This is a genomic window from uncultured Lactobacillus sp., assembly GCF_902491705.1.
In the GTDB taxonomy this organism is placed as follows: Bacteria; Bacillota; Bacilli; order Lactobacillales; family Lactobacillaceae; genus Lactobacillus.
The window spans coordinates 1-22,956 of sequence record NZ_CABUIW010000025.1; the positions used below are offsets into that span (position 1 = coordinate 1).

Genomic DNA, 22,956 nt, shown 5'->3' on the forward strand with positions numbered 1-22,956 from the left:
ATATGTTTAGTATACTCTTTTTTCTATGAATAAAATATTTGACTTCCTATAAGAAAACTGTTGTGGTTCGTCAATCAGAAGCAACTAAAGAAATTCAAGTTACTTTAATTACTATTGGCCACAAGATCAAGAACTTGATTCCACTTGCCAAAGAAATTATGAAACTTGATAACGTAGTCAGCGTTTACCAAAACGAAACTGAATGGCAAAATCCACAAGTTTGGGGGAACAAGACCGAAAAATTATTGGGTAAAAACCAAATCGTTGAAGAAATCTTGGGTAAGAAGTTTGCATTGTCTCCACGTGCCTTCTTCCAACTTAACCCTGTTCAAACCGTTAACCTTTATTCAGAAGCATTAAAATATCTCGATTTAACTCCTGATCAAACTTTAATTGATGCTTATAGTGGTGTAGGTACATTAGGTATCTTAGCTGCTGATCGCGTTAAGCAAGTTATCGGTATTGAAACTATTCCAGAAGCAGTTAAAGACGCTGAACACAACGTTGAATTAAACCACATTAAAAATGCGGACTACATTCAAGGCGCAACTGAAAAGGTATTGCCTGAATTACAAAACAATGGCGTATCAATTGACGCTTTAATCGTAGACCCACCAAGAACTGGTTTAGCTAAGAGCCTTATTAAGACTATCTTGCGCGTTAAGCCAGAAACTTTCGTTTACATTTCCTGCAACCCTTCAACTTTAGCTCAAGATTTAGTTTTGCTTAGCGAAGCTTATGACGTTCGTCTTATCCAAAACGTCGACATGTTGCCACAAACACCTCGCTGCGAAGCAATTGCTAAATTAGTTTTACGTAAATAATAAATAAAATTAGCCTAGTCGTTGGACTAGGCTTTTTTGTGCACTAAAAAAGCGACTGCCGGACAATCCTGTCTCTTTGCAGCCGCAATTTCAAGTGGATGAGGTAGCTCATCAATTTATAGTCACGATTTTCAGTTGTTTGATTTGCGTTAAAACAATGGCTATCGCAACCAAATATTAACATTCACTTGTTCGGGTCTTTACATAAAACGTAACTTTTTAATGAATTGGAGTTTTCTGCGAACAGCCACTGACAATTAATAAATAGCGATTAATTAAATGAATTATGGCTGACACCTCTACATATAGAGAATCTTTCAAGTTTCCAATAATAATACAATTCTGGAGATAAAAACTTATTGTTCATTTTATACTTTGTTAACTTTATTTCTACCTCTTCCACACTATTCATTATATCCGGTTGTGTAACCGCTTGCAATAATTAGAGCCCATATTTATGCAAAAATGCTTTAACTTTCTTTTGATATTCCGTTTTATACATCGGATAAGATAATGCATGGCCTGCTAAAGGAGCAATCCATAACTCTTTTGGCGCATTAGTTGCTGCATAATTCTGATAGATCATTTCAGTTGGCACAAAATGATCTTTTCCACCATGAATAAATAAAAATGGTCTAGTATTCTTTTTTAATTGTTTAACCGATGAAGCTTGCCCTAAGAAAAAGCCATTCTTCACCTTATTAATTCCACTTACCGCTTTAACTAGTGGAATTCGCTCAAATGGTTTTAAGTTAAACAAATTGCCTGCTTGGTATTCAATCTCTTCTTTAACGCTTGAATATCCGCAATCTTCAATAAATGCTTTAACTTGATCAGGTAACTTCATCCCACTAACCATCATAGTTGTGGCACCACCCATGCTTTGGCCCATCACGATAATTTTTTGATTTTGACCATTTTTGGCAATTATTTGGTTAATCCAATCACGAATATCTTCTTTTTCAACCCAGCCATAGCCAATATATTTGCCAGTACTCCTTCCATGTGCTCGAGCATCTGGGAGCAAAATATTGTAGCCCAAATCATAAAACATTTTGGCAAAGCCGCCCATGCTATCACTGTCACTCATAAATCCATGTAGTAAAACAGCAGTCTTATCTGAATCATGATTTAAATATTGAGCAAAAAGCTTTAAGTCATTTTTAGTTTCAAGACTCCATTTTTCTTTAGGAAAATCTCTAAACCAAACTTTGTCGCGATAAAGTGAATCCTTACCTGATAATTTTTTAGAATCTGGCTTTTTATTAAACGGTGTCATTGCCATTTTAAAGAAATAATCACTTGCAGCTGCAGCAAGTAATCCCGCACCAGCTAATGATGCTAATAATATCTTTTTCTTCATCTTGAGCACTTCCTGATCGAACTAGTGTGTTTTATTTTATAATTAAATAAGAATACTTTTAACTTAATTATACGAGAAAATGCGCTTAACGGACTTATTACAATTAATTGATGACTTAAATCTTAATACACAATTTTATTTAAAAATAGATGGTAAAACTATGCCTTGGAGCAAACTAACTTTAGCAGGAGAACAATGTCTGCTTTATCCAGGGAAAAAAGCTCTAACTAAGGCCAAAATAGTTAACTTAGTGGGTAAAATGCACTCTCGTGGCATCCCTCTTATCGCCGTAGTAAACAATCAAGAATACCCTCTTTTCGGCCTGCAAATAGTCGATGACTCTCCAAAAGCAATTCTGCTGTAACAAAAAAAGTTTGGCTTAGCCAAACTTTTTTATTTATTACTTTTCTTTATATTGACGCACATGATCTTTAGTACCTGCAAAATACCAAGTACCTTTTTCATCATCGCTAACCAATTCTTGACCATCAGTTGGATCTTCCAAAGCCTTGTTAAATACGGCTTCATATTCAGGAATACTTAATTTTTGACGGCGATTAAGAAGCTTTTCTTCAGCTGCAGGATCGATTTCTTTTTCATACCCTTCAACCAAATTGCCACTGTAAAATTCACCCATAGCACCTGAACCATATGAAAATAGTCCAACTAATGAACCTGCTGGCAAATGCTTATTTTCAAGTAAACTAAGTAAGCTTATGTATAAAGATGCTGTGTAAGAATTACCAACGCGGCGAGATAGTTGCTTAGAAGCTTCAAAACTATCCTCTAACTTCTTAGTCGTTTCTTCATCTTGGTCTTCTACTGCAATTCTATTTGCCTTAAGCCCCATCTTGGTAAATGGCAAGTGATAAATAATTGCATCAAAGTCACTGGTCTTAAGGCCCTTTTGCTTCTTATAAGCAGTAAAAGTCTTACTAAAGAAGTCCAAATAAACTTGAGTAGAATACTTACCTTCAACCATAGCTACACGTGAAAAGTTAGGACGCCAAAAGTCATTGATATCTTCACTATATGCACTGTGACCATCATTTAATGCAAGAATGCTTGGATCAGCCTTAATAAGCATACTAATACTGCCGGCACCTTGAGTTACTTCACCTGGAGTACCTATGCCGTAGCGAGCAATATCACTACCGATAACAATTGCTGTTTGGTTAGGATGTACTCGAACAAAATCACGTGCAGTCATTAATGCGGCGGTTAAACCAAAACATGCCTCTTTAACTTCAAAAGTTCTAACTTCTGGCTTTAATTTCAATGCAGTTTTGACAAACAAAGATGCAGACTTAGATTGGTCAATACTGCTTTCAGTACCAAAAACTAATAAGCCGACCTTATCTTTATCAATTTGATCAATATAACGCATAGTTGCATTAATTCCCATTGAAACTGCATCTTGAGTTTGATCTGCAACACTCATTTCCTTTTGACCAATTCCGATCAAAAACTTGTTGGGATCTTGGTTTCTTGCATGAGCTAAGTCGACCATATCTACATACTTATTTGGCGTAAAAAATCCGATTTTATCAATACCTACTTGCATCTATTTTTCCTTCCTTAGTTCTTTCAAAATCTCTTTAGCATGACTTTCTGAATAGTTCTTTTCTTGAATTAGTTTATTTAAAATAATCTTCTTTTCTTCTTCAGTTGCATCAAGTTCGTTTACTACATTACGTGCCTGCAGCTTCATATGTCCAGCTTGAATGCCAACTGTAGAAATAGCTAATAAAGCAGCTAAATTATTGGCTAACCCAATACTAGTGATAATTTCACCTAAAGTTTTACTAGTAATTTCTTTTCCTAAAATTGAAAAGCTTTGTTGGACATCGCGGCGCGCTTTAATCGAACCACCTACAACGCCAATGGCCATTGGGAGTGTCAATTCGCCCACCAACTTGCCATCTTTCATGGTCCACTTGGACAAGCTGCGATATTGACCAGTTTGACTTGCCAAAACTGCGCTTGCACTTTCAATTGCACGATAATCATTACCGGTAGCAATTAAAACTGCATCTACACCATTCATGATGCCCTTGTTATTTGTTACTGCACGATATGGATCGTCGCATCCAATTTGTCCAAGTAAAGCAACGCGTTCAGCTACTCTTATTCCACCAATAGTGTCTGGATCAATTGTTACCTCGGCCTTAGTCAACTGACTAGGATAATTGGATAAAATTGCAAACAGCTTTTCTTCAACATGATCAAATTGTTCTAACTTAGCACCTAAAAATTCCAAAATGGAATTAGTCTTATTAGCTCCCATTGCCTCAGCTGGATCTACCAAAACCTTGAGATAAACCAAATCATCCTGCTGTTTAGCTGAAATTGAACGAGTGCCGCCACCATGACCAACTAAACTGGCAAATTTTTGATTAGCTGCTTCAATTAATTCTGGAAACTTATTTTTTAATTCAGCTAAAGAAAAGTGTTTATCAACTTTTAAAACAATTTGGCCATAGATACCTATTCTATTGCTTGATGCATGAACTCCACCATTTTTAGCAAAAATACTTGCACCATGGTTAGCAGCAGCAACTACAGATGGTTCTTCAACTGCCATTGGAACCCAGTACTTTTTATTATTAACAATTAAATTTTGAACTACACCTAAAGGCAAACGAAGTTCACTAACCACATTCTCACTTAATTCATCCAAACGATTAAGTACTTGTGGATCAACTTCTTCTAACTTGATTCCTTCAGTTGCTAAAATTTTTCTACGCTGATCAGGCGTTAATTGATAAAACTTCATTATGCATTCTCGATTTCATAGGCAATTGCTTGGCCACCGCCAATACATAAAGTAACCAAAGCTCTCTTGCCATTTCTATTTTTTAATCCACTAATTGCTGAAGCTACTAGACGTGTTCCTGTTGCACCAAGGGGATGTCCTAAAGCAATTGCACCACCCATGATATTCAACTTATCCATTGGAATCTGCAAATCTCTAGCAACTGCAACGCTTTGAGCCGCAAAGGCTTCGTTTAATTCAATAATATCGTAGTCATCAAATGTGCGGTTAGTCTTAGCAAGCAATTTCTTAACGGCAAAATATGGCGTATAACCCATATAAGCAGGATCAAAGCCAGCTTCCGCAAATGCTCCTAATTTAGCAATTGGTGTTAAATGTAATTCTTCCATTTTTTCTTTAGTAGCTAAGATTAACATGCTAGCACCATCGGTTAATGGGGATGAATTACCAGCCGTTACTTGACCGTCTTCTTTAAAAACAGGCTTTAATTTGCTCAAAGCTTCAAGGCTAGTATCAGGACGAATTGGTTCATCATGATCCAAGGTTTGCCCATCAAGTTCTACTTGCAAAATTTCATTTTTGAAAAAGCCGTTCTCAGTTGCTTTAGCAGCTAACTTATGTGAGCGTAAGCTAAATTCATCCATTTCCTCACGTGAGACATGATACTTTTCCGCTACATTTTCAGCAGTAATTCCCATGTGTTTGCTAGAAAAAGCATCCATCAAGCCATCGTTAATCATTGTGCTAGTTAAATGATCTACTGGATTATTTTTATCTTCTTTTTTAACAAAGTATGGTGCACGTGTCATGCTCTCGCTGCCACCTACAGCTACTAAATCTAAGTCGCCCATTTCCATTTGGCCTTGAGCTAATCGAAGAGCTTTTAAACTCGAACCGCAGACTTCATTGATTGTAACTGCGGCTGATTCTTGTTTCATCCCCGAATTAAGCGCAACTTGACGAGCCATATTTTCACCTAATCCAGTTGATAACACATTACCCATAAAAAGCGCTTGTACATCTTGCGGATCAATATTTCCCGCTTTTAAAGTTCCCTTCAGCGCAATTACTCCCATTTCAACTGCGGAAGTATCTTTAAAAAAGCCACGATACTTACCAAAAGGCGTTCTTTTGGCAGCCACAATATAAATATCTTTCATACCCTATATCTCTCCATCATGTGAAATTTTTGACAAATACGATCATAACAAAAAAATATTAAGAATACCTAAAAAAGACTACGCTTTCGCGTAGTCCGTCAATAATCTTTGATTATTATTTATTTTTTAGCTTTATCTTCAGCTTCAAATTGCTTACCTAAACGTTGAATATAAGCACGAAGTTCATCTTTAATTTCAGGATGTTTCAAACCATATTCAATTGAAGTTTCAAGATAACCTTCCTTATTACCAACATCATGACGTTCACCCTTAAATACGTGAGCAAATACTCTTTGGGTCTTGTTCATAGTATCGATAGCATCAGTCAATTGAATTTCGCCACCACGACCAGGTTTTTGATGAGCTAAAATATCAAAAATTTCTAGTGTAAGCAAATAACGACCAATAATTGCGTAATCACTAAGTGCCTTATCAATATCTGGCTTTTCTACAAATGACTTAACATTGATTAAGCCAGGCATAATTTCATTTTCTGGTTCAATTACACCATACTTAGAAACTTCTTCATGTGGTACTGGCATAACAGCGATTGTAGAAGCATGAGTCTTGTTATAGCGATTAATCAATTGCTTAGTAAGTGGCACTTCATCGTCCATTAAGTCGTCACCTAACATAACGACAAATGGTTCATCACCAACAAAGCTGCGAGCACGATAAATGGCATCACCAAGGCCAGCTGGATGTGGTTGTCTAGTGTAGTACAAGTTAACACCAAGGTTAGTAATTCCTTGTGTCAACTTCAATAGATCATCTTTACCTTTTTCAGCTAAATCTTGTTCAAGTTCAGGATTAGAGTCAAAGTGGTCTTCAATCGGGCGCTTGTTTTTACCGATAACAATTAAAATGTCTTCGATGCCAGACTTCTTAGCCTCTTCCACGATAAATTGAATAGTAGGCTTATCAACAATTGGCAACATTTCCTTAGGTAAAGCTTTAGTAGCGGGTAAGAATCGAGTACCTAAACCTGCTGCAGGAATAACAGCCTTTCTTACTTTCATACAAACACACTTTCTATATATCTGTTCTTATGCAATAATCATAGCAAATTTATTAGTCTACAGCTACTTTTGTTTTCTTCTTTTAGTTTGAATATAACTTGCTACCCTACCAGCAGAATATTCTAACTCTCCTTCACGGCTACGCACGATCGTCGCGTTCACTCCTACACCAAAAAGGAATAAAATCGCTGCTATATTTAGCCAAAGCATAAAGATAATAAACGTACCAATAATGCCGTAGTTTTCCCAAGTAATTGGGAAATGATGTAAATAAAAGCTAAATAAAAACGAAAGTGCCAACCAACCGATAAGAGTTACAACTACTCCTGGCCAAATTACTCTTTTTTTCAATTTAATATTTGGCAATACATAGTTAAGGTATGCAATAGCCAAAATCATCATTAAAATCACAACGGGATGACGATAACTAAAAATCTTATTGATCTCTTTAACAGGTAATTGAAAGATTGGACCTAAGAAATTTAACAACTGCTGACCAAAAACCAGCACCACACTAGCACCTGTAAAGATAATAATCATTAAGGTTGTAAATAGGATCGTAATCATTCTGGTCCAAATGAAATTAACTATTGAAAGCTTAAGCTCAATTTGATGTACACCATATAATCTGTTTTCACCCAAACGAATCGCATTAACCAAATTAGAAAATGACCAAAGAGCCAAGATAATACCAAATGACATATAACCAGTCGATGTCGTTTTTAATAGCGAGTTAACAATTGGCATAATGTATTTTGATACCTGATCCGGAAATACTAAATCCATATAATTGGCAATTGGTGCCGTATCAATATGAAATAGCGGCAAAATATTTCCAATAATAATGATGATGGGAAAAATCGAAAATAAAATATAGTAAGCAATTACGATAGAACTATCGAAAATTTCCCCTTGAGACAAAATAGTGCGTAAAGTAAGAAAAAACTGGCCTAGCTTGGAATCGAGTCGATTCTTATCTTTCATTCAAAAACCTAGTCGTCCATTTCGTCAAAGTGAGGAATGTACTTTTCTAAACCATCATAAGGACGTTGCAAAGTCAAAATCTTAGGACCATCTTTAGTAATGGCAAAGGTGTGTTCAAATTGAGCTGCGTTTGAACCATCTGGAGTTGCGTAGTAAACCCAGTCATCGTTAGGATCATCAACAGTTCTTTGATCGATATGCCAATCGCCACCTGCTTCAACCATTGGTTCACAAGTGATAGTCATACCTTCACGAAGACGAATACCATGACCAGCTTTACCCCAGTGTGGAACTTCTGGATCTTCGTGAATAGTAGGTTGAATTCCGTGACCAACTAATTCACGTACGTCACCGTAGTGGTTTTCAACTTCAACATAATGTTGAATTGCGGCACCAATATCACCAATTCTGTTGCCAAGAACAGCTTGATCAATACCTAAGTACATTGCCTTCTTAGTAACTTCAATCAATTTCTTATCAGCTTCTGAAATTTTACCTACTGGGTAAGTAGTGCAAGAATCGGTTTCATAACCGTTCAAATTGCAGGTAACATCAACTTTAACGATGTCGCCTTCCTTTAAGATACGGTCTTTTCTAGGTGTTTGGTGAGCAATTTCATCATTTACTGAAATACAAGTACCATATTTGTAGCCTTCAAAGCCTTGTTCTGAAAGACGGCCGCCCTTTGACTTAACATATTTTTGGCACCATTCTTCAATTTCCCAGGTTGAAATACCTGGCTTGATAACATCGCGTAAGCCTTCAAACATTGTAGCAAGAAGGTGTCCTGAGGCTTGCATGCCTTTAAGTTCACGAATTGATTTAATTGTAATCAAAATAATTTCTCCTTTAAAAAATATATTCTCCCCTATTATAACGTTTTAATGAAGATTTTTAAAAGTTTAGCTAAAAACGGCTAGTTTCATGTATAATAGGGTGTCGTATAACACAGTGAAAGGTATGAAGAATCATGAAAGCAAGAATTGTCTACGCCAGTATGACCGGCAACGATGAGGATATGGCAGATATTTTAGAAGAAGATCTACAAGATTATGGCTTTGATGTCGAAACAAGCGATGTAGGCTTTACCGACGCAAGTGATTATTTAGAAAGCGATCTTTGCATTTTCATCACTTACACTTATGGTGAAGGTGTAATGACTGACGAGATTGCAGACTTTTATGAAGAATTAAAAAAGCTTGACCTTACCGGTAAATATTTTGCAGTAATGGGCTCAGGCGACAAAACTTACGGTGAACATTTCTGTGAAAACGTATTTGACTTTGAAAAAGCATTCAAAGCTTGTCACGCAACAGAAATTACTAAACCAGTTACAATCGAAAATGCACCTGATGACGATGCAATCGATTTAATTGATCAAGCCGCAAAGGAAATGGCCGATAAATTAAATGACTAAAAATAAAAAAGAAGTTACTATTGATCAAGCTCAGATCCGCAAACTTGGCCAAAAATTAATTAAGAGACACCGTAATTTATGGGTCTACATGATTTTTGGCTTTGTTGCTGCACTTATCAACACTGTAGTCTTCATGGTTTTACACTCTTGGTGGCACAACGTAATGGTTATTTCCAACACCATCGCCTTTATCGTGTCCAATCTGGCTTCGTTTTACTTTAACCAAAAAGCTGTTTTTATTAATAATGTAGATCATGAACACAGTACTTGGCATAAATTGATTGTTTTCTTTACTTATAGAGTAATCAGCTTAATTCCCGATACCTTAATCATGTTAGTTGGATTATCTTGGCTTCACTTAAACGCATTGCTTGTCAAAATCATTGACCAAGTTTTAGTCGGGGTCTTCAATTACCTAACTACTAGATCTGTCTTTCAAAAGCAAGAACATACCATGATTGAACGTGCTAAAATGCGCATTCAAGAACAAAAAGCAAAAAAGAAGCAGTAAAAAAACTGCTTCTTTTTATTTACTCAAAATCTGCTGGCTTGGCTGTTTCTTTTTTATGGAAATAGTAATAAATGTCATCCATAATTCGTTCACTAGCATGACCATCGCCATATGGATTCTTTGCGTTAGCCATTTTTTTATAAGCTTCTTTATCTTCCAAAAGCTTAAGCATTTCATCGTGAACTTTATCTACTTCAGTACCAACTAATTTTAAAGTACCAGCTTTCACACCTTCAGGTCTCTCAGTCGTATCTCTAAGTACAAGTACCGGCTTACCTAAACTTGGTGCTTCTTCTTGTACGCCACCTGAATCAGTCATAATAAAGTAGGAACGTTTAGCCAAATTATGGAAGTCAACTACATCAAGTGGTTCAATCAAGTGAATGCGAGGGTCTCCGCCTAAAACTTCATTGGCAACTTCTTGAACTCTTGGTGATAAGTGGACAGGATAAATAATTTCAACATCGGGATGAGAATCAATTACTTGACGCATTACTTTGAAAACGCAACGCATTGGTTCGCCTTGGTTTTCACGACGGTGCATGGTAACTAAGATTACTTTATTGCCCGGCGTAATTTCATCCATTACCGCATGATGATAGTCTTTTTGAACAGTTTGCTCCAAAGCATCAATTGCAGTATTACCTGTTACGAAAATATTGTCTGCCTTATGATTTTCCTTAATTAAATTTTGCTTCGACAATTCGGTTGGAGCAAAGTATAAGTCGGCCAAATCATCGGTCATTTGACGGTTCATTTCTTCAGGATATGGTGAATACTTATTCCAAGTACGAAGGCCAGCTTCAACGTGACCCAAAGTAGTCTGCTGATAAAAGGTCGCAAGAGCTGCCGCAAAGCTTGTAGTCGTATCGCCATGAACTAAAACGATATCTGGTTTTTCTTCTTTAATTACCTTAGACAAATCGATCATTACTTTAGAGGTAATTTCTTCTAAAGTCTGATTCTTATGCATGATATTGAAGTCATAATCAGGCTTGATCTTAAAAATCTCTAGTACTTGATCTAGCATTTCTCTATGCTGTGCACTGACTACGGTTACTTCTTCGAAGCGATCGTCTTTTTTTAATTTTAAAACAAGTGGTGCCATTTTAATTGCTTCTGGACGCGTGCCAAAAACAGTCATTACCTTAATTTTTTGCATAAAAAACCTCCGAAAACCTAATTCTTACTATAACTGATTTAGGCCTATCTTGCACCCCAATTATGTGTTTTAATAAAAATGAACTAAAGAAAGTTGGTATATAAATGAATTCAGGTTTATTAGTTTTAATTACAACTGCTCTTTTTATCATTGTCGGTTGTTTTTGCTTAGTCTTCGGTTTAGACAAAACTAAGCCAGCTAAAACAAGAAGAAGATTGCTTTATTCCGCATTAATCTGTGTCTTTCTTGTTTGGGGACTAATCACTTTTATCATGCTCAATCCTATGGGCTAACTAAAAAAGCCATCTGAAAAAATCAGATGACTTTTTTCTTTTTCATGACCCCGGTGAGATTCGAACTCACCTCTACGGTTTAGGAGACCATTGTTCTATCCAGATGAACTACGGGGTCGAACACAAGATTAACTTTACCAGAAATTTGGTTAATAGTTAATCTTTTTTTATCTAAAATTGCGTAGTAAAGAACGTCTTAGGATTGTTGGTATCCGCAATCTTGTCTGCCGCAATTACAAATGGACTCCAAATTGCAAAGGCAATTAACATATCGACAATGCTTAAGACGATTGCTCGCCAATCATAGTTACATGCCAAAAATGGTCCAATAATTGGTGGCATAATACTTGGCACTGCAACTTGAACTGGATTTACCAAGCCCATCACGCTGACCCAATATGAAAAAGCTACGTTTACAACGGGAGTCAATAAAAACGGAATCAAATAAACCGGATTTAATACTACAGGCAAGCCTAGCAAGATTGGCTCACCGACATTAAAGATACCAGGCGCTAAAGCAATCTTGGCAATAGTCCGATAATCGCTGCGTTTAGAAAAGATCAAGATTGCGACTATTAACATCAAGGTTCCACCGGCACCGCCAAACCAGGCGAATACATCAAATGAACCTCTTACCCACACATAAGGCGGAACTTTGCCATTACTTACAGCTGTAATATTGCCGTTTTGTGCTGTTAACCAAATAGAATCAAGAATTGGTGATAAAACACCCAAGCCATTAATCCCAAAGAACCAGAATACTTGCACCAGCAATGTAACTAATAATACAGTACCGAAGCCTTGGCCCCATTTTACTAGTGGCATTTGAATACTATGAAGTAACCAATCGCCAAAGTAGCTACCTGTAATTGTTTGGAAAAGATAGTTGATTCCGCCCACGCTAAAAATAGCAACCATTGCTGGAATTAATGAATCAAAAGCTGCCTGTTCTGCATGAGGCATATTGGTAGATATATGAATCATAATTCTAGCTTTGAAGCAAGCATAATAAATAGCAAAACCAATTGAGCCAAACAGAATTGCAGTAAATAAGCCTGTAGTTGAAAATTGGCTAATATCAAAGGCATTTTTAATTAATACATTATTGCCATGAAAGTGAATTTGGGCATAACTTGCAATACTTAATGCAAAAGATGGTAGCGACACAATTGCTGCAGCTAAACGATTACCTTCAAATGCTTTCGCCAATTGATAACCTAAGGCAAAAGCAAAAAAACAAGCATAAAGTGAGAAAGTTCCGCGCCAAACTATATCACTAATAGAAACTAATGGCTGCATTGCAAAAGCAAATGTGTTCCAGCCTAAGTGAACCTTAGCAGCTGAAATCAGACTTTTAATTAATACTGCAAGTGAACCTGCAATAGTAATTGGCATTAAAGAAATAAATGCATCCCTTAATGCCACCAGCCATCTTACCTGACCTAGCCTGCTAGCTAAAGGTAACACATAGTCTTCTAGCCATCTCACTAACCGACTCATTTATTCACCTTCAAGTAATGTGGGTGATAACCCTTATTTTTATTGCGCTTTTTCTTTGATTTTGACTTCTTTTTCTTATTCTTAACTACGTTATTAGCTGCCTTATTTTCTTTCTTTTCTTCTTTTTTCTTCTTAGGCTTAGTAGTAGTCAAATGATATCCAGCAAAGTATACTCGCTCAAGTTCAACTTGGTCTGCCAAAAGCTTCTTTAAGTCTCTGAAGTCATGATCATCACCTAAAGTTACTACATATCCTTCTGCGTTCATTCGACCGGTACGTCCAGCACGGTGCAAATAAGTATTGGTTTCGCTTGGAATTTCATAGTTGATTACATAAGTAAGACTTGGAATATCCAAACCACGTGCAGCTAAATCTGTTGCTAAAAGCAATTTAGTTTTACCAGTGGCTAAATCATTTAAGGCTTGTTCACGCTTTTGCTTACCAAATTCATTAGATAAAAGTTCAAACTTTGTTTTAGTATGACCAAAAATTCCGGCAAAACGCATCATGGTCTTGTTTGAGTCAAAGAACAAAATTCCTTTGAATTGGTCCAGCTTAGTCATTCTTTGCAAGAATTCAATTTTATGCTGGTTATCAACTTGCAAGAAATAATGCTTAGTAGCAGATTTTTGTTCATTTCTAACATCTACAAGTAGAAAATGACGATTGAAAATTTCTTCTGCATCCCTAGTAATTTCAGAATCTGTTGCTCCAAACAATAATACTTGGCTATCTGGACCTAGATTTTGCCCTAATGAAGACAATAATTCTAGCTTGGTAAATTCCAAAATATCGTCGGCTTCGTCAATGATTAATGTTTTAATCTGACCTAGCTTAATTCGACCACTAGAAAAGAAATCGAAAAATCTACCTGGTGTAGCGACGATTACTTCTGGATGCTTTTTCTTAAGATTATCTTCTTGGCGCTTACGATTACCCGCACCAACTAAACTAGCACCCTTTAATCCTAATGCATGCACAAATGGATTAATGGCATGACGAATCTGCACAGCTAATTCTGTAGTTGGCGCAATGATAACCACGCTGTTTGCATTACCTTTTTGTGCTCGCTCTAAACTAGGAAGCGCATAAGCTAAGGTCTTTCCTGTACCGGTTTTAGCTAAACCGACCAAAGAAGCACCATTTCTTATGGCATCGTAAGTTTCCTTTTGAATTAAAGTTGGCTTTTCTTTATGTTGTTTGATTAATTCTCTTTTTACTTCTTCTTGATACATTATTGTGTTAATTGTCCATACTTTTGTCTATATTGACCAACGGTTCCGTTATACGCGTACATTGTAACGCCTTTTTCTAATCCATTGACGTTCTTAACGCGTCCGTTAGTAGTATAGCGCCAAAATGAGTACTTTAGCTTATTTGGCACCTTTTTATCTACTGACATAAATTTTGTCTGTGGCGTGAAATACTTGTGATACTTATAATCCACGTCGACGATTACGCTTTTATTACGCTGTTCAAGCATACTGGCAAATTGCCCCATTGATGTTAAATATCGCTTGCTGCGGCTATTTACAGCTGGCTCAAGCAGAATCGGCAAGCTTCCTGTATTATCGCCAACCTTTTCAAAAAAATAGCGATAATGCTGCAAGGGCGTAGATTCATTACTATATAAAATCATACTGCCAAAAGCAAGCTTGGTTCCTAAAATTTGATCACGATAAGATAGATAATTTTCATCAAAATATGATCTGCCTTGCGTTGATTTTAAATAAACAAAGGAAATCCCATTTGCCTGCAATTTATGCAAATCTACATAGTCAACATCTTGATTAAGCTGAATCCCAATGGCACTTGAATTAGAATTCGGCGGAAGAGTTGTCTGCTTTTTAAAATTAAAAAAGCCAACAAAAAGAAATGCAATTGCTAGCAGCAATAATGTAATAATTGCCGGCAAAGTATATTTATGATGATATCTTTTCATGCTGCTTCCCCCTGCTATTATTTTACCCGAACATATTCGCCGTACCAATACTTCTATCATAGATGTGCTAAAATAATTTAGATATTATTTTTTGACGAGGGTGAAGTACGTGAAAAGGCAAATTTCTTTTGGCCAAGCTTTGGCAACCGTTGTAGGTTCTGTAATTGGGGCCGGCGTTTTCTTCAAGATCGGTATCATTACTGCTCAAACTGGCAGCAGTTCGATGACCATCTTTGTTTGGATATTAGCCGGCGTGATCTCGATTGCATCTGGCTTAACCATTTCAGAAATTGCAGCTAGTTTAAAGATTAACGGTGCAATTAAATATCTAGATTATACTTATGGTCGAATTTGGGGCTTTTTATTTGGCTGGGCGCAAATGATCGTTTATTTTCCTGCCCAAATTGGAGCGTTGAGTTCAATCTTTGGCGTGCAGTTCGTTTCACTATTTGGTATTCAAGCCAAATATTCAAATTTGGTAGCGATACTGCTGGTTCTATTTCTCTTGGGAATTAACCTAATCGGAACTAAATTCTCCAGTAAGATGCAATCGATCATTACCGTCTTAAAAATTATCCCTATTGCTTTAATCATTATTTGGGGAATATTCAATCAAAATAAAGTTGCCGCTCCACTTTTACCATTAACTGTTGGCGCAGGAAAATCATTTTCTGGTGCGATTAGCCAAGGCCTTCTTTCTGCATTGTTTGCTTTTGAAGGCTGGATCGTTGTTACCAACTTGGCCAATGAAGTTAAAAAGCCAGAGCGTGATCTTTCAAGAGCGATTATCTTAGGCTTATCATTAATCACCTTAATCTATATTTTGATTAACTACACTTTCCTTACTGTTTTGCCAATTAATCAATTGGTTAATAACAATAATGCTGCTTTTGAAGCTTCTATGAAACTATTTGGTCAGTTTGGCGGAAAATTAGTCACCATAGGTATTTTGATTTCGGTTTACGGGGCGGTTAATGCCTTTATGCTCACGGGGATGCGTACTCCTTACATTTTGGCTCAAGATAACTTATTACCATTTTCTAAGAAAATCGGTAAAGCTAACATTCACACTGGTGTCCCTGTCTTTGGTGCTTTGATCGTCGATGCTATTGCTATCGTGATGATTCTCTTAGGCAACTTCACAGTTTTAACTGACATGCTGGTCTTTGTCATGTGGACTTTCAACACCATGCTTTCTGTTGCCGTGATCATTTTACGTAAGCGTGAACCAGAACTAGTACGGCCATTTAAAGTACCATGGTATCCAGTCATTCCGCTTGTCTCAATCTTAGGTGGTATCTTCATCGTAGTATCAACGATTATCAACCAATTCACACTTTCTCTCATTGGGATAGGCTTAACTTTACTAGGATTACCAATTTACTTTTACAAGCAAAAGCAAAATGCACGTTAACCAACGTGCATTTTTTGTATTTATTTGAAAACAATAAAATAATAAATTGCGGTTAGAATTTCAGCAATACCTTCAAGAAAAATGGCACAGTCAGCACCAAAATGCTGCACAATAATACCACCTAAAAATGAACCTACTGGAATCATACATGAAATGATACTTGAGTTAATTGTATTTATTCTCCCTAGAACATTTGAATCAAAACTTTCCTGAACTAACACCTCAAAGTTGATATTCATCATACTGATCCAAAATGCAGCACTAGCAAAGAACAAGATCAACCCAATCACTTTAATACTATCTATTCGTCCTACTACGGGCTCAAGAATCACCGAAGTCCCTGCTAAAAACAGACAAATAGTTACAAAGCGCTCCAATTTGTTTTTGCCAAATGAAAATTTTTGCACAACCATGCTGCCAAGCAAACCACCAATAGATGACGCAAATTCTAGCGTTCCGTAACCTAAAGCTGTTTTAGTCAAATAATGACTAGCAAAATATGGTAAACCAATGCTTGCAATCCCATAGAAAAGATTAGTTATCGCAAACGGAACAATTAATATTAGAATTCGTCCTTCACGACGTAAAATTTCCCATCCTGTAACAAGATCCTGCCAATATTTACCAGAAACCAGTTCTTCATCTGGCTGTAATACTTTTTCAGGTAAATAAAGCCGGGCGTAGAAAAACAGTGCACTAGCAAAGACAAGCATGGAAATAATCATTGTAAAATCAAGTGAGAAACACGTGATTAGAGCCGTAGCTAAAGCATCAAGAAACAGATCTAACGTGCGATATGTCATTTGAAAGATGCCATTAGTTTTTAACAATTTATCCTTAGCAACGATTTCAGGCAAAATCTTTTCTTCAGCTGGATAAATCAAAGTTGAACCAATCGTTGAAATTACATATAACACAAGCAAAATAACAATTGCTAAGTCTTGCATTATATTAATTTTGAACAATATTGCTGTAAGCAAACTAAAAATTGCTTGACCAGCTGTTACGTATTTCAGTAGTTTTTTAATATCTGTACGATCAATAATTGGACCAAAGACAAAACTAATCATATCGATAGTCGAATCGGCAATAAAAATTAACGATAAAACTAGTGGTGAATTAAATCTAACTTTGAAGAACCACAATACGGCCATGTAAAACAGTGAATCAGCAATATTAGTGGCTATTCGTCCCATCAATAACAAACGAACATTAGCATTTTCTTTTTTATTAATTTTCAACATTTTCCCATTCCTATTCATAATACTTATATCAGTACTACTGAAAGCCAGGGAAAAGTTATTTCAGAACCCCGAGCTTTCAGTTAAAGTCGGGGTTGAGCCTCAAGTAACGCTTAACGGCTTGTAAGAAAAAGTTAAGCCGCAAGCTTAAACCTAAAATGTTAATGGTTAACATTTAGATCTTCATCTCCTGTTTAAAAATTATGTTTATTGTATCAAAAAAGCCATTACTCTAACAGTAACTAAAGAGTAATGGCTTTTTATTTTTTATCAATCAATTACTTATTAACGTATTTTTGAATAACTTCTGGCTTTAAAACGCCAACATAATTAAGATTACGGTACATGTTCAAGAAGTCCAAACCATAGCCGACTACAAATTCATTACCAACCTTTGAACCGTAGTAGTCAACTGTAACGTCCTTGCTTCTGCGAGCTTCCTTATTAAGAAGTGCACAGCATTTAACGCTCTTAGCACCACGCTCGCGAATCATGTCCTTCATGTATTTCATGGTTAAACCAGTGTCAACAATATCTTCGACAATTAAAACATCGCGATCTTTAACATCAGCACTCAAATCAGTGATGATCTTAATCTTACCACTTGATTCAAAACCATCCCCGTAGCTAGAAATATCAAGAAAGTCCAATTGATGAGCTACATCCATTTGTCTGGTCAAATCTGTTAAAAAATAAACCGCACCCTTAAGTGCACCAACAACCAATGGCTTCTTGCCGGCATAGTCTTCAGTTAATTGCTTGCCAAGTCGCACGCACATTTGATGAATATCTTCTTCAGAAAATAACTTGTGATCAATAATATCGTTAATATTGTCGCCTTTAACCATTTAGTCTACCCTTCAATCCTATATTTAACTAATTCTGATAAAAGAAATTATAACATCTTTAAACAAAAAAAGCGTCAAAATTGACGCTTTTACTGAATAATTGCTATTTTTCCTTCTTTGATTGATCGGAATCAGCAGAATCAGCTTTCTTATCTTTTTTGATTGGTTCAACAATAAACCAACGCATGAATCCTTGCTCAATATTATCAAGCACGAACTTGTAGCCTTCTAGTTCAACTGATTCGCCCTTCTTCAAGTTAGGATAATGTTCCATCATGTAACCACCAATGGTAATGATGTCACTATCTTGAAAGGCCTTCAAATCAGTATGGAAGAAACGCTCAAAGTCATACAAAGTTGTTTTACCAGAAACATGAACATTGCCATTTTTGTCCTTGATAATGTAATCATCAGAAACATCATCAATTTCATCTTTAACAGAACCAAAGAGCTCTTCGTAAATGTCCTTATCTGTTACGATACCACTAGTACCACCGTATTCATCAACTACCAAGACAATTGGCGTGTGCTTAGAAATCATCAAGTGCAAGATATCTTGAATAGGCATTGATTCTGGAACCGTAATGATAGTTCTAATAATTCTAGTTACAGGTACCTTTGCATCAATTTGGCTCTGTTGGACGATATCATAAGCATAGACGTAACCTACAACATCATCCTTATCATTATCACGTACAACTGGAAAACGGCTGTACCCCTCTTCTAGGTACTTTTTCAAAGCATATTCAATCGTATCAGTTGAATCAAGAACAGATAATCTAGTTCTATCTGTCATGATATCCTTAGCGATCTTATCATTTAACTCAAAGGCACGCTCCATGTAAGTGAGGTCTTCTTTATCAAGAGAACCACCATGCACAGCGTTACGTGACAATTTAATGATTTCAGATTGAGAATATACTTCATTTTCTTCATCAGCTGGAGTAAAGCCCATTAACTTCAAAATACCGTTGGAACTAGTATTCAGCAGCCAAACGAATGGATAAACGATTGTGTGGAAAACATGAAGTGGCGTTACAATCAACATCATCATGCCCACAGGTTTATCAATAGCGATATTCTTAGGTACGACTTCTGTCAATACAACTTCTAAGTAAGTTAATAAGATCACACCTAAAATAGCACTGACTGATTTAATGAGAGATTCACTCATTGGAGTTAAATGAAACAAATCTTCCAAAATCACTGCGAAAGTATCCGCAGAAAACCAACCCAATACTACACCTACAAGAGTAGTACCAACCTGAGTTGTTGATAGATATTCATTCAAGTTATGCGTCATGTGAAGTGCACGACGTAGCTTCTTCTTATTGCCTTGTCCTTTAGCAAGCATATCTTCAAGCTGACTAGGTCTAGTTTGCACAAGGGCAAACTCTGCGGCTACAAAGAAAGAAGCAACAATAAAAATTAATAGCGTTGCAACTAAATTAGTTACTATTTGAGCTGGACTCAAAGTATTATCACCTTTTTTTAGAAATTATTTACTAAAACCTATTCTACCATTTATTACTTAAAATAGTTCAGTTTTACACAAGTCTCAGCTACTTAGTTACCTTATAAATCTTGCTAAATGGAACTCTCTTTGGAATAAAGATTGGATCATTGATTTCCGCATTTCTATCAATGTAACCAACAGCAATTGCCATTCCTACATATTCATCTTCTGGGATTCCAGCATATTTTCTTACCAAGTCAGGATATGACACCATTGAGTGAGCTGGCATAATTCCCAATCCACGGTTAACAGCTAAAAGCATGATACTTTGTGCAAAGATTCCTAAGTCAAATACAGACCAAGCTGGTGATTGTCTTGGAATAGTCAAAAAGATAATTGCTGGTGCATTGAACATTGTCTTATTAGCTTCATTAAATAAATTCAATTTATTTCTAAAGAAGAAGCTTTGTGAAGCACCCATAGTTGCCATATTGCTGCTTGGGAAGGTGTCCCAATCAAGTGAAAGCATTGATGCAAAATCTTCATTTGGCTTAACTTTGTTATCAGCATTTTCAACTGCAGCCTTTTTAAACTCGTCTAAGGCATCCCCCATTAACACATAGGCACGCCAAGGCTGAGAATTAAGCAGTGATGGAGATTGTTGTGCTTGCTTTACAATTTCAGCAATTGCCTTTTCAGGAACTTTTCTGTTAGTAAATTTCCGTGTTACATGTTCATTTTGAAAAACTTCTTTAAAATTCATTTTCCACCAAATCCTTCTAAAAACTTACTCAACAATTTTATCTTTTACTTTTTTCTGCTTCTTTTCGTTCTTGCTCTTGTTTTCTTAAAAAGGCACTCATCGCCAAATCATTTTTACGCATTGAAATAAAAGCAGTAATAGTCATTGTCAATCCGCCAATGCAAATTAATAGCAATCCTATTGGAAATAAGAATACCGCACCATTAGGAATAAATGAAGCTTTAACTACCCAACAAATAATTCCTACTAGCATAAAGATTATTCCGACAATAATTGCCTTAGTATTTGGACGATATTTTTTCATTGGCAATTCCTCTCTTTCCTATTATATATCTTAACAAAAAAAGCTTAACTTCCGTTAAGAAGCTAAGCTTTTAAACCATCTTTTTTTAATTAGTCTTAAAGTTCTACTTAAGAGAGGGGGAAGCGACTAATTAAATTCAACAGTTTGTACTTTTTGGGAATGTTGAACTGTACCTTTTTCAACAGGAGTAACGGATTTAACCATATCCATGTTGGTGTAAACAACAATACAGCTATCATCGTAACCCTTATCTGTAATTTGCTTGAAATCCATGGTTGCTAAAGGTTGACCCTTTTCTACCTTATCGCCTTGTTTAACATCTACTGTAAACGGAGCACCTTTTAATTCTACTGTATCAAGACCCAAGTGGATCAAAATTTCTAATCCATTGTCTGTCTTAATGCCGATGGCGTGTTTAGTTGGGAAAAGTGTAGAAATAGTTCCGTCAACTGGTGCATAAATGTGGGTATCGCTTGGCTTAATTGCAAAGCCATCACCTAACATCTTAGTTGAAAAGACATCATCATTTACATCAGTAATTGGCATTACTGTACCATCAACTACTGCATCTACTTCCAAACCTTTATTCTTTTTCTTAAAGAAATTAAACATAATTCATAACCTCTGGATTTCTAAAATTCAAGTAACAATACCAACGCAAAGCATCCAATGAGCAAGATGGCTGACACGATTGAAATAGCCATAATCAAAGGACTTACATTATCTTGCGTCTTTTTCAAAGCAGTTGCCCTGTACATTCCCAAGGCAGCTAAAATTGCGCAAAGCAAGTTGCCGACAACAATCTGTCCAAGTAACTGACTTACCATAAAGAAGCGATAAGTCTGGCGGTTAACCATGAACTTCTTTTTATTTAATAGTAAATAGTAACCGAGCACAAAGTCTACAATCGCAATGATTGTTCCAATTGCAATAGCTGGTTGTTTCATAATAAGCGATTGAATCGATACATTAGAAACACCACTCTGTATTGCAAGCAATGCCCAGAAACATAATGGAGCAATGAACAGTATATAGGAATACCACTTCATAATTTTTTGAGCATCTAAATGCATGCTCTGTAATATTCGGCTGAAAAAGTTTCCAACTTTTTGTTTACTTATTGCCCACATTAATCTCAACATCCTCTCCTTGGTTTTGTTGCCAAGCTACATATTCACTAATAAGCAAGTCAATTAGATAATAAGCAGGAGTAAAAGCAACCTTGCCGCTCTTAAAATCAGCATCATCTGTAAAAGCGATTGTAGGAAAATAAATATTGTGCTGAACAAGCGAAGCTAATCTGTTTTGCATCATGTTAGTGAAAGAAACGTATTTAAACTTATCGTTAATTAACTCAAGCTTGGTAATCTCTTCATTGATTGTCTTATTGTCACCTGTAAACGAGATGATAAACAAGACATCGCCTTTTTGTGCAAAGCGGCCTGCTGCTTTTAACTCATCAAGTGCTGACGGCAGAACTGTCGCATGTTTACCCACTACAAAGAGTTCATGAGCTAAATATTGTGCAATCAGTTCTTGCTGCCAGCCAGTAGAGTAAATATAAATGGTATTAGCATTATCCAAATCACGATACAGACCATTGAAGTCTCGTTGTTTGAAATACTTTAATACATCCATATTCACTTTGCTAAGCTCTTTTGCAAAATTATTTTCAATTTTGACTGGCTTTTGTTTTGATTCGGCAAGTTCTACCAAATCAAATTTCAGTTCACTGTAACCACTCAGGCCAAGTTTTTTACATAAACGAAATATTGCAGATTCGGATACATATAGCTTTTTAGCTAACTTGGCTAGACTTAATTTGCTACAGTCTTTTGGATTATTTAACACAAATTGAATTATCTGTTTTTCAGAATCATTCAGTTTGGTATTACTGTTATAGACCATTGATCTTAAATTTGCCATACTCACTGTGTCCTTATCAATATATAATTTATATATTAATAATACCACAAGCG

Annotated in this window: 24 protein-coding genes, 1 tRNA gene and 1 pseudogene; 6 read left to right on the forward strand and 20 right to left on the reverse strand. The window is 36.2% G+C overall.

Annotated elements, in window-relative coordinates; translation table 11 throughout:
* Nucleotides 1–53 precede the first annotated feature (53 nt).
* Nucleotides 54–824 (forward strand): annotated as a pseudogene (gene rlmD, locus RDN22_RS06135) (23S rRNA (uracil(1939)-C(5))-methyltransferase RlmD); the annotation flags it as partial.
* A 442-nt stretch (nt 825–1,266) separates the two neighbouring features.
* Here the strand turns inward: rlmD and RDN22_RS06140 are convergent.
* Nucleotides 1,267–2,187: an alpha/beta hydrolase gene (locus RDN22_RS06140; protein ID WP_308556797.1), complete on the reverse strand. Its 921-nt coding sequence runs from the start codon at nt 2,185–2,187 to the stop codon at nt 1,267–1,269.
* Between the two features lie 79 nt (nt 2,188–2,266).
* On the opposite strand from RDN22_RS06140, the gene RDN22_RS06145 reads away from it, so the two are divergent.
* On the forward strand, nt 2,267–2,551 hold the full coding sequence (locus RDN22_RS06145; protein ID WP_308556798.1) for a hypothetical protein: 285 nt from the start codon (nt 2,267–2,269) through the stop codon (nt 2,549–2,551).
* A 36-nt stretch (nt 2,552–2,587) separates the two neighbouring features.
* Here RDN22_RS06145 and RDN22_RS06150 read toward each other — a convergent pair whose 3' ends face one another.
* The 6 genes from RDN22_RS06150 to map form a co-directional block, all read right to left on the reverse strand.
* Nucleotides 2,588–3,751: a hydroxymethylglutaryl-CoA synthase gene (locus RDN22_RS06150; protein WP_308556799.1), complete on the reverse strand. Its 1,164-nt coding sequence runs from the start codon at nt 3,749–3,751 to the stop codon at nt 2,588–2,590.
* On the reverse strand, nt 3,752–4,963 hold the full coding sequence (locus RDN22_RS06155; RefSeq protein ID WP_308556800.1) for a hydroxymethylglutaryl-CoA reductase, degradative: 1,212 nt from the start codon (nt 4,961–4,963) through the stop codon (nt 3,752–3,754). It lies immediately after the preceding gene.
* Nucleotides 4,963–6,123: a thiolase family protein gene (locus RDN22_RS06160; protein WP_308556801.1), complete on the reverse strand. Its 1,161-nt coding sequence runs from the start codon at nt 6,121–6,123 to the stop codon at nt 4,963–4,965. Before RDN22_RS06160 ends, RDN22_RS06155 begins: the two co-directional genes overlap by 1 nt.
* Before the next feature lie 119 nt (nt 6,124–6,242).
* Nucleotides 6,243–7,142: a UTP--glucose-1-phosphate uridylyltransferase GalU gene (galU, locus tag RDN22_RS06165; RefSeq protein ID WP_308556802.1), complete on the reverse strand. Its 900-nt coding sequence runs from the start codon at nt 7,140–7,142 to the stop codon at nt 6,243–6,245.
* Nucleotides 7,143–7,205: 63 nt separating this feature from the next.
* The gene (locus tag RDN22_RS06170; RefSeq protein WP_308556803.1) at nt 7,206–8,126 is read right to left on the reverse strand and encodes a YihY/virulence factor BrkB family protein; all 921 of its coding nucleotides are present in this window, start codon (nt 8,124–8,126) and stop codon (nt 7,206–7,208) included.
* An 8-nt stretch (nt 8,127–8,134) separates the two neighbouring features.
* Entirely contained in the window at nt 8,135–8,962 is an 828-nt protein-coding gene (gene map / locus RDN22_RS06175; RefSeq protein ID WP_308556804.1) for a type I methionyl aminopeptidase, read from the reverse strand.
* Nucleotides 8,963–9,096: 134 nt separating this feature from the next.
* On the opposite strand from map, the gene RDN22_RS06180 reads away from it, so the two are divergent.
* Nucleotides 9,097–9,543: a flavodoxin gene (locus RDN22_RS06180; protein WP_308556805.1), complete on the forward strand. Its 447-nt coding sequence runs from the start codon at nt 9,097–9,099 to the stop codon at nt 9,541–9,543.
* Complete coding sequence (locus RDN22_RS06185; RefSeq protein WP_308556806.1) at nt 9,536–10,054, forward strand: GtrA family protein; 519 nt, start codon at nt 9,536–9,538, stop codon at nt 10,052–10,054. Before RDN22_RS06180 ends, RDN22_RS06185 begins: the two co-directional genes overlap by 8 nt.
* A 19-nt stretch (nt 10,055–10,073) precedes the next feature.
* Here RDN22_RS06185 and wecB read toward each other — a convergent pair whose 3' ends face one another.
* On the reverse strand, nt 10,074–11,216 hold the full coding sequence (gene wecB, locus RDN22_RS06190; RefSeq protein ID WP_308556807.1) for a non-hydrolyzing UDP-N-acetylglucosamine 2-epimerase: 1,143 nt from the start codon (nt 11,214–11,216) through the stop codon (nt 10,074–10,076).
* 104 nt (nt 11,217–11,320) lie between these two features.
* On the opposite strand from wecB, the gene RDN22_RS06195 reads away from it, so the two are divergent.
* On the forward strand, nt 11,321–11,509 hold the full coding sequence (locus RDN22_RS06195) for a hypothetical protein (protein ID WP_308556808.1): 189 nt from the start codon (nt 11,321–11,323) through the stop codon (nt 11,507–11,509).
* A gap of 45 nt (nt 11,510–11,554) precedes the next feature.
* Here the strand turns inward: RDN22_RS06195 and RDN22_RS06200 are convergent.
* The 4 genes from RDN22_RS06200 to RDN22_RS06215 form a co-directional block, all read right to left on the reverse strand.
* Nucleotides 11,555–11,627, reverse strand: a tRNA-Arg gene (locus RDN22_RS06200).
* Nucleotides 11,628–11,680: 53 nt separating this feature from the next.
* Nucleotides 11,681–13,009 carry a PTS transporter subunit EIIC gene (locus RDN22_RS06205; protein WP_308556809.1) on the reverse strand — a complete coding sequence of 443 codons (1,329 nt, stop codon included), beginning with the start codon at nt 13,007–13,009 and terminating at the stop codon, nt 11,681–11,683.
* Nucleotides 13,006–14,244 (reverse strand): DEAD/DEAH box helicase, encoded by a 1,239-nt coding sequence (locus RDN22_RS06210; protein WP_308556810.1) that lies wholly within the window; start codon nt 14,242–14,244, stop codon nt 13,006–13,008. Before RDN22_RS06210 ends, RDN22_RS06205 begins: the two co-directional genes overlap by 4 nt.
* Nucleotides 14,244–14,951, reverse strand: coding sequence for a GH25 family lysozyme (locus RDN22_RS06215; protein WP_308556811.1), 708 nt, complete (start codon nt 14,949–14,951; stop codon nt 14,244–14,246). Before RDN22_RS06215 ends, RDN22_RS06210 begins: the two co-directional genes overlap by 1 nt.
* A gap of 109 nt (nt 14,952–15,060) precedes the next feature.
* Here RDN22_RS06215 and RDN22_RS06220 point away from each other — a divergent pair, with 109 nt between their 5' ends.
* Nucleotides 15,061–16,365: an amino acid permease gene (locus RDN22_RS06220; protein ID WP_308556812.1), complete on the forward strand. Its 1,305-nt coding sequence runs from the start codon at nt 15,061–15,063 to the stop codon at nt 16,363–16,365.
* 20 nt (nt 16,366–16,385) lie between these two features.
* Here the strand turns inward: RDN22_RS06220 and RDN22_RS06225 are convergent, their stop codons facing one another.
* The 8 genes from RDN22_RS06225 to RDN22_RS06260 all read right to left on the reverse strand — a co-directional run bounded on the left by RDN22_RS06225 (nt 16,386) and on the right by RDN22_RS06260 (nt 22,903).
* Entirely contained in the window at nt 16,386–17,609 is a 1,224-nt protein-coding gene (locus tag RDN22_RS06225; protein WP_308556813.1) for an MFS transporter, read from the reverse strand.
* A 275-nt stretch (nt 17,610–17,884) separates the two neighbouring features.
* Nucleotides 17,885–18,454, reverse strand: coding sequence for a hypoxanthine phosphoribosyltransferase (gene hpt / locus RDN22_RS06230; protein WP_308556814.1), 570 nt, complete (start codon nt 18,452–18,454; stop codon nt 17,885–17,887).
* Between the two features lie 103 nt (nt 18,455–18,557).
* Nucleotides 18,558–19,928 carry a hemolysin family protein gene (locus tag RDN22_RS06235; RefSeq protein ID WP_308556815.1) on the reverse strand — a complete coding sequence of 457 codons (1,371 nt, stop codon included), beginning with the start codon at nt 19,926–19,928 and terminating at the stop codon, nt 18,558–18,560.
* Nucleotides 19,929–20,016: 88 nt separating this feature from the next.
* Nucleotides 20,017–20,673: a nitroreductase gene (locus RDN22_RS06240; RefSeq protein ID WP_308556816.1), complete on the reverse strand. Its 657-nt coding sequence runs from the start codon at nt 20,671–20,673 to the stop codon at nt 20,017–20,019.
* Nucleotides 20,674–20,710: 37 nt separating this feature from the next.
* A complete protein-coding gene (locus RDN22_RS06245; RefSeq protein WP_308556817.1) occupies nt 20,711–20,977 on the reverse strand; it encodes a hypothetical protein in 267 nt (88 codons plus the stop codon).
* Between the two features lie 126 nt (nt 20,978–21,103).
* Nucleotides 21,104–21,589: a PTS glucose transporter subunit IIA gene (locus tag RDN22_RS06250; protein WP_308556818.1), complete on the reverse strand. Its 486-nt coding sequence runs from the start codon at nt 21,587–21,589 to the stop codon at nt 21,104–21,106.
* Nucleotides 21,590–21,609: 20 nt separating this feature from the next.
* Nucleotides 21,610–22,107 carry a hypothetical protein gene (locus RDN22_RS06255; protein WP_308556819.1) on the reverse strand — a complete coding sequence of 166 codons (498 nt, stop codon included), beginning with the start codon at nt 22,105–22,107 and terminating at the stop codon, nt 21,610–21,612.
* Nucleotides 22,091–22,903, reverse strand: a complete 813-nt coding sequence (locus RDN22_RS06260) for a MurR/RpiR family transcriptional regulator (RefSeq protein WP_308556820.1) — start codon at nt 22,901–22,903, stop codon at nt 22,091–22,093. The genes RDN22_RS06255 and RDN22_RS06260 overlap by 17 nt, the downstream gene beginning before the upstream one ends.
* Between the last annotated feature and the right edge of the window lie 53 nt (nt 22,904–22,956).